The organism is Ruegeria sp. AB5 (assembly GCF_056542645.1).
In genome coordinates, this window is record NZ_JBQGAE010000067.1 from 1 (window position 1) to 1216 (window position 1216).

The 1216-nt window shown below is 59.2% G+C and carries 1 protein-coding gene; it reads right to left on the reverse strand.

Features of this window, described 5'->3' with window-relative positions:
• Nucleotides 1–40: 40 nt before the first annotated feature.
• On the reverse strand, nucleotides 41–1216 hold a 1176-nt coding region (tuf, locus tag ACR0L4_RS23620; RefSeq protein ID WP_480515643.1), incomplete at its 5' end, for an elongation factor Tu.

Here is a 1216-nt window from a genome sequence, read left to right on the forward strand (position 1 = left end):
TCCGAGATTACTCGACGAATAATCTCTTCGCCAGAACCAATTACTCGACGATTTTCGACACAACGCCGGCGCCGACGGTGCGGCCGCCTTCGCGGATGGCAAAGCGCAGGCCGTTTTCCATCGCGATGGGCGCGATCAGTTCAACCTCGAACGACACGTTGTCGCCGGGCATGACCATCTCGGTGCCAGCCGCCAGGGTCACGGTGCCGGTCACGTCGGTGGTCCGGAAGTAGAACTGAGGACGGTAGTTCGCGAAGAACGGCGTGTGACGGCCACCCTCTTCCTTGGTCAGGATATAGGCTTCGGCTTCGAACTTGGTGTGCGGTGTTACCGAACCCGGCTTACACAGAACCTGGCCACGCTCAACGCCTTCACGGTCCACGCCACGCAGCAGCGCGCCGATGTTGTCGCCTGCTTCACCGCGGTCCAGCAGCTTGCGGAACATTTCAACGCCGGTGCAGGTGGTTTTCGACGTGTCGCGGATGCCGACGATTTCGATCTCGTCGCCAACATTGATCACGCCACGCTCAACACGACCGGTCACAACGGTACCACGACCCGAGATCGAGAACACGTCTTCGATCGGCATCAGGAACGGCTGGTCAACAGCACGCTCAGGGGTGTCGATATACTCATCAACAGCCGCCATCAGTTCCTTGATCTTCTCTTCGCCAATCTCCGGGTTGTTGCCTTCCATCGCGGCCAGAGCCGAACCGGCAATGATCGGAATATCGTCGCCGGGGTATTCATACGAAGACAGCAGCTCGCGGATTTCCATTTCCACCAGCTCCAGCAGCTCTTCGTCGTCAACCTGGTCAACTTTGTTCATGAACACGACCATCTTGGGGATGCCAACCTGGCGGCCCAGCAGGATGTGCTCGCGGGTCTGCGGCATCGGGCCGTCAGCGGCGTTCACAACCAGGATCGCGCCGTCCATCTGCGCGGCACCGGTGATCATGTTCTTGACGTAGTCGGCGTGGCCGGGGCAGTCGACATGCGCATAGTGACGCGCGTCGGTCTCGTATTCCACGTGGGCGGTCGAGATGGTGATGCCGCGCGCTTTCTCTTCCGGCGCACCGTCAATCTGGTCATACGCTTTGAAGTCACCAAAATACTTGGTGATCGCTGCGGTCAGCGTCGTCTTGCCGTGGTCAACGTGGCCAATCGTGCCGATGTTGACGTGCGGTTTTGTACGCTCAAACTTTTCCTTTGCCAT